We start from the raw sequence: 5,446 nt of genomic DNA, 5'->3' as shown, positions 1-5,446 counted from the left end.
GCTGGCGGCAGACCAGAAAGATCTCGCCGCGGCGCCTTTGGGCGAGCGCCGGCCGGCGCTGGAGGCATTCGCCACAGGCACGCTCAAGGGCAACCCGACCTTCCATCTCTCGCCGGCGACGACGCGCTACGCCACAGCGCAAAAATGGCTGGCCCGGTCCGGCGGCGGCTGCGACGGCGTCATCGCCAAGCGCCGCGACCTGCCCTATCAGGCCGGCAATCGCGACGGCATGCAGAAGATCAAAAAATTCCGCAGCGCCGATTGCGTGGTCGGCGGCTTCCGCTATGCGAGCAACCGGATCGGCGGGCGGAAGGTGGTCGGCTCGCTGCTGCTCGGGCTTTATGACAAGGCCGGGCTGTTGCACCATGTCGGCTTCTCCTCCGCCATCAAGCAGGACGAAAAGCCGGCTCTCACCGACAAGCTCGAACCGCTGATCGCGCTGCCGGGCTTCACCGGCAACGCGCCGGGCGGGCCGAGCCGCTGGTCGACCGAGCGTTCGGCGCAATGGAGCCCGCTGAAACCGAAGCTCGTGGTGGAGGTCTGCTACGACCACTTCTCCGGCGACCGCTTTCGCCACGGCACCTCGATCCTGCGCTGGCGGCCCGACAAGGCGCCGCGGCAATGCAGCTTCGACCAGCTCGAGCAGAAGGCAGCCGATCCGATGAAGCTGCTGGTGTGATGATCGCGTCGCTATCCGATCCAGCCGGTAGCCAGTGCGGCGGCGAGCTCCGGCTGACCGTTGCGGTGCGCCAGCTCCGCCATCGCAGCGTGGTCATAAGGCACATGGCGAAAAGTGACCTGCCAGCCGTCTTTCGCATCTTCCAGGATGGCGTAGCGCGCCTCCGGCGTACCCGTCTCGATCAAATGTGGATAAGGGTGAGTGTCGCGGTACCCGGGGCAGCCGACGTTGCCGGGATTGACGATCAGCCGGCCGTCAGAGAGCCGCACCGCCCGCGCCAGATGGCTGTGGCCGCACAGGATGAGTTCCTGCTCGACGCCACGCGCTATCTCCTCGATCTGCAGCAACGGCGCCATCCGCACGGTGCCGTCAGCCATGACGGTTTCCAGCCAGTACATTTCGTCGCTCGCGGGCGTCGCGTGACAGAGATAGACGCGATCCTTGAATATGCGCGAGGCCGGGATCGTGCGCAGCCAATCGAGATGGTGCGTATCGAGCTGCGCATGCGCTGGCCGGTCCCACGATCCCATCTGCTCTGGCGACCGATCGATCAGATATCGGTCATGGTTCCCGAGCACGTGCACGGCATCCAGCCCCATCAGCGCATCCATGGTGCGCCGTGGATCGAGCGCGCCGCTCGCCATGTCACCAAGATTGACGATGTCTCGGATGCCATTTTGCCGGATATCGGCGACGACGGCCTCGAGCGCGAGATAATTTCCGTGGACGTCGGCGATCGCGGCGAAACGCATCGGAACCTATCGCGGCGGCGTGCCGTTCAGCGCGAGCACCGGCCCGGCCAGATAGAGCGAGCCGGTGATCAGGATGCGCGGCGGGACCTCATAGGCGAGTTTGGCGAGCGCCTGCAGCGCCGGTTCGACGCCATCCGCAATCTCGACCCGCATACCGAGACCGCGCGCGGCGGCCGCGAGGCGGTCCGGCGGCATCGCATTGTCGGCGCCGGGGATCGGGACGGCGATGATATGGCGTGTGAGCCCGGCGAAATTGGCGAGGAAAGCGGCGGCATCCTTGTTGCCCATCATGCCGGCAATGATGACCAGCGGCCGCGATACGCGCTCTTCGAGGTCGCCGAGCGCGGCGGCGACCACACGCCCTCCCTCCGCATTATGCCCGCCATCGAGCCAGATCTCGCAGCCCGGTGGTCCGAGATCGGCGAGCGCGCCGCAGGCCAGCCGCTGCATCCGCGCCGGCCACTCGGCATTGACGATTCCCGCCTCGAATGCCGCGGCTCCGATCTTCAGGCTGTCGACAGTCCGCAAGGCCGCGATTGCGAGGCCGGCATTGTCGAACTGGTGCCGCCCGAACAATTTTGGCGCCGCAAGGTCCATCAAGCCGCGCTCATCCTGATAGACCAGCCGGCCGCGCTCGACATTGACGTGCCAGCCCTCGCCGGCGGCAAACAGCGGCGCATGCATGCGCTTCGCCTGCGCCTCGATTACCGCCATCGCCTCGGCCGTCTGCTCGGCAGAGATCGCCGGCACGCCACGCTTGATGATCGCGGCCTTCTCGCCGGCAATTGCCGCGACGGTGTCGCCGAGGAATTCCATATGGTCCATGCTGACCGGGGTCAGCACGCTCGCCAAGGGCTGCTCGATGACGTTGGTGGAGTCGAAGCGCCCGCCGAGCCCGACCTCCAGCAGCACGACGTCGGCAGGGTTCTGCGCAAACAGGCAGAATGCGGCGGCGGTCTTGACCTCGAAAAACGTCAGCGGCGCGCCCGCATTGACGCGCTCGCAATATTCGAGCACCTCGCGCAACTCGTCGTCGCCGACCAGCACGCCGCCGCCCTTGCGGCCGATCCGAAAGCTCTCGTTGATGCGGACCAGCCAGGGCGAGGTGAAGACATGGACGCGCAGGCCCGCGGCTTCGAGAATCGCGCGCAGATAAGCGACCGTCGATCCCTTGCCGTTGGTGCCGGCGACGTGGATGACGGGCGCAAGCTTCCGTTCCGGATGATCGAGCTGTTGCAGCAGCCGATGCATCCGATCGAGGCTGAGATCGATGCGGGTCGAATGCAGGGTCGACAACCGCGCGATCAGATCGTCGATCGAGGGCTGCGGGTGGGCGGCGGGGGCGTTCACGCGTGCGGCACGGCGGGCGACGGCTCGGCCGCGGGGACGACGACCTCAGGTTCGACGGAAACCTGCGGCGCCGGCTTGGGCGCAGTCGCGAGCGCCGGCGATTTCGTCAACAGGCGACAGAGCCGCGCCAGTGTCGGGCGCAGATCGTGACGATGCACCACCATGTCGACCATGCCGTGGTCGCGCAGATATTCGGCCCGCTGAAAGCCGTCGGGCAGTTTTTCGCGGATGGTCTGCTCGATGACGCGCGCGCCGGCAAAGCCGATCAGGGCGCCGGGCTCGGCGATCTGAACGTCGCCGAGCATCGCATAGGAGGCGGTGACGCCGCCCGTGGTCGGATTGGTGAGCACGACAATATAGGGCTGGCGCGCCTCACGCAGCATCTGCACGGCGACCGTGGTGCGCGGCATCTGCATCAGCGACAAGATGCCTTCCTGCATGCGCGCGCCGCCGGAAGCCGCGAACACGATGAAGGGCGACCGTTTCTCGACCGCAAGCTCGAGCCCGCGCACGATCGCTTCGCCCGCGGCCATGCCGAGCGAGCCGCCCATGAAGTCGAAATCCTGCACCGCGATGACAACGGCAGCGCCTTCGAGCTTGCCATAGCCCACCTTGACTGCGTCGTTCAGCCCGGTGCGGGCGCGCGCATCCTTGACCCGATCGACATAACGCTTCTCGTCGCGGAATTTCAGCGGGTCGGCTGTCACCTCGGGCAGCGCCACATCGAACCAGGTCTCGTTGTCGAAGATCGATTTCAGCCGCGCCACCGCGCCCATGCGCATGTGGTAGTTCGAGCCGGGGATCACGAACTGGTTGGCTTCGACGTCCTTGTAGAACACGAGCTGTCCGGAATCGGGGCATTTGATCCACAGATTCTCCGGTGTCTCGCGGCGGAGAATGTTGCGGATCTTTGGCCGGACCACGTTGGTAAGCCAGTTCATGTTTCGCTCCGAATGACCAGCGTTAGTCGACTGGATATATGGCCGCTTGAGGACGGACCGGCAAGCAGCCGGTCCGGCATTACGAACCTACTCGGCGGCCTGGCGAGCACCCCGCACGCCTTGCGCGAGCGACGCGGCAAGTTCGGCGACGGCGTTAACGGTTCCCGCTGTGGCTTGGCCGTCGACATCAAGACTGGCGCGCAACGCATCGACCAGCGCGGTGCCGACCACGGCGCCGTTGGCGCGTTCCGCAATCGCCTGCGCCGCTTCCGGCGTCTTGATGCCAAAACCGACGCAGACCGGCAGGTCGGTGTGCCGCTTGATGCGGGCGACGGCCTCGGCGACAATTTTGGAATCGGCGGCGGCGGCCCCCGTGATGCCGGTGATCGAGACGTAGTAGACGAAGCCCGAGGTATTGGCGAGCACCGCGGGCAGGCGCTTGTCGTCCGTGGTCGGCGTGGCCAGGCGAATGAAGTTCAGGCCGGCTTTCAGCGCCGGCAGACACAATTCTTCGTCCTCCTCGGCCGGCAGGTCGACGATGATCAGCCCGTCGACCCCGGCGGTCTTCGCGTCGCTCAAAAACTTCTCGACGCCGTAGATGTAGATCGGATTGTAGTAGCCCATCAGCACCAGCGGCGTCGCATCATCGTCCTTGCGAAACTCGCCGACCAGCGCCAGCGTCTTCTTGAGCGTCATGCCCGCCTTGAGCGCGCGCAGACCGGCGGCCTGGATCGAGGGACCGTCGGCCATCGGATCGGTGAAGGGCATGCCGATCTCGATGAGGTCGGCGCCAGCCTTCGGCAGCGCCTTGATGATCTGAAGCGAGGTTTTTGGATCGGGATCGCCGGCCATCACGAAGCTGACGAAGGCGGAGCGGTTCTCTCGCCGAAGCTGGGCGAAGCGGGCGTCGATGCGCGTCACTGCTGCCTGCCTTTCAGGATCTCCGTGATCTGCGGAATATCCTTGTCGCCGCGGCCCGACAGATTGAGGACCATCAGATGATCCCTCGACCGCTTTGGCGCGAGCTCGGTGACCTTGGCAATCGCGTGCGCGGACTCGAGCGCCGGGGGAATGCCCTCCAGGCGCGACAGCAGCATGAAGGCCGCGAGCGCTTCATCATCCGTCGCCGACAGATATTTCACGCGGCCCATCTCATGCAGCCAGGAATGCTCCGGCCCTATGCCGGGATAATCGAGTCCGGCCGAGATCGAATGCGCGTCCTGGATCTGGCCGTCGTCATTCATCAAGAGATAGGTGCGATTGCCGTGCAGCACGCCAGGGCGGCCGCCCGCGATCGATGCCGCATGCAGCTGCGTCAGTCCATGCCCTGCAGCCTCGACTCCAAAAATCTCCACGCTGGGATCATCGAGGAACGGATGGAAGAGGCCCATGGCGTTGGACCCGCCGCCGATGCAGGCGACGAGCGTGTCCGGTAGGCGGCCTTCGGCCTCTTGCATCTGCGCCCGCGTCTCGGTGCCGATCACCGACTGGAAGTCGCGCACCATCATCGGATAGGGATGCGGGCCGGCCACGGTGCCGATGCAATAGAAGGTGTTGTGCACGTTGGTGACCCAGTCGCGCAGCGCCTCGTTCATCGCATCCTTCAGCGTGCGCGTGCCCGACTGCACCGGGACGACCTTGGCGCCGAGCATCTCCATGCGAAACACGTTGGGTGCCTGACGGGCGACGTCCACCGCGCCCATATAGACCACGCATTCGAGGCC

At 65.8% G+C, this 5,446-nt stretch carries 6 protein-coding genes; 1 reads left to right on the top strand and 5 read right to left on the bottom strand.

Going from position 1 to position 5,446, the window contains the following annotated elements:
• Positions 1 to 679: ATP-dependent DNA ligase (locus JOZ76_RS33215; protein ID WP_291705610.1), on the top strand; the 679-nt coding region annotated here is incomplete at its 5' end.
• 11 nt (positions 680 to 690) lie between these two features.
• On the opposite strand, the gene JOZ76_RS33210 is transcribed toward JOZ76_RS33215, so the two are convergent.
• The 5 genes from JOZ76_RS33210 to trpB form a co-directional block, all read right to left on the bottom strand.
• Positions 691 to 1,431: a metallophosphoesterase family protein gene (locus tag JOZ76_RS33210; RefSeq protein WP_291705609.1), complete on the bottom strand. Its 741-nt coding sequence runs from the start codon at positions 1,429 to 1,431 to the stop codon at positions 691 to 693.
• Positions 1,432 to 1,437: 6 nt separating this feature from the next.
• Entirely contained in the window at positions 1,438 to 2,781 is a 1,344-nt protein-coding gene (locus JOZ76_RS33205) for a bifunctional folylpolyglutamate synthase/dihydrofolate synthase (RefSeq protein ID WP_291705608.1), read from the bottom strand.
• On the bottom strand, positions 2,778 to 3,722 hold the full coding sequence (gene accD / locus JOZ76_RS33200; protein ID WP_291705607.1) for an acetyl-CoA carboxylase, carboxyltransferase subunit beta: 945 nt from the start codon (positions 3,720 to 3,722) through the stop codon (positions 2,778 to 2,780). The genes JOZ76_RS33205 and accD overlap by 4 nt, the downstream gene beginning before the upstream one ends.
• A gap of 87 nt (positions 3,723 to 3,809) precedes the next feature.
• Complete coding sequence (gene trpA, locus JOZ76_RS33195; protein WP_291705606.1) at positions 3,810 to 4,643, bottom strand: tryptophan synthase subunit alpha; 834 nt, start codon at positions 4,641 to 4,643, stop codon at positions 3,810 to 3,812.
• Positions 4,640 to 5,446 (bottom strand): tryptophan synthase subunit beta (gene trpB / locus JOZ76_RS33190; protein ID WP_291705605.1); only part of this gene is annotated, 807 nt, incomplete at its 5' end. The genes trpB and trpA, both read right to left, overlap by 4 nt.

The organism is Bradyrhizobium sp. (assembly GCF_019244115.1).
Lineage (GTDB): Bacteria > Pseudomonadota > Alphaproteobacteria > Rhizobiales > Xanthobacteraceae > Bradyrhizobium.
Note: the sequence above shows the minus strand (reverse complement) of the source record. Positions and strands in the feature narration are given on the sequence as shown.

What these genes read in the sequence shown, in the direction of transcription:
- accD (WP_291705607.1), bottom strand. Translation starts at nt 3,722, where the DNA reads ATGAACTGGCTTACCAACGTGGTCCGGCCAAAGATCCGCAACATTCTC.
- JOZ76_RS33210 (WP_291705609.1), bottom strand. Translation starts at nt 1,431, where the DNA reads ATGCGTTTCGCCGCGATCGCCGACGTCCACGGAAATTATCTCGCGCTC.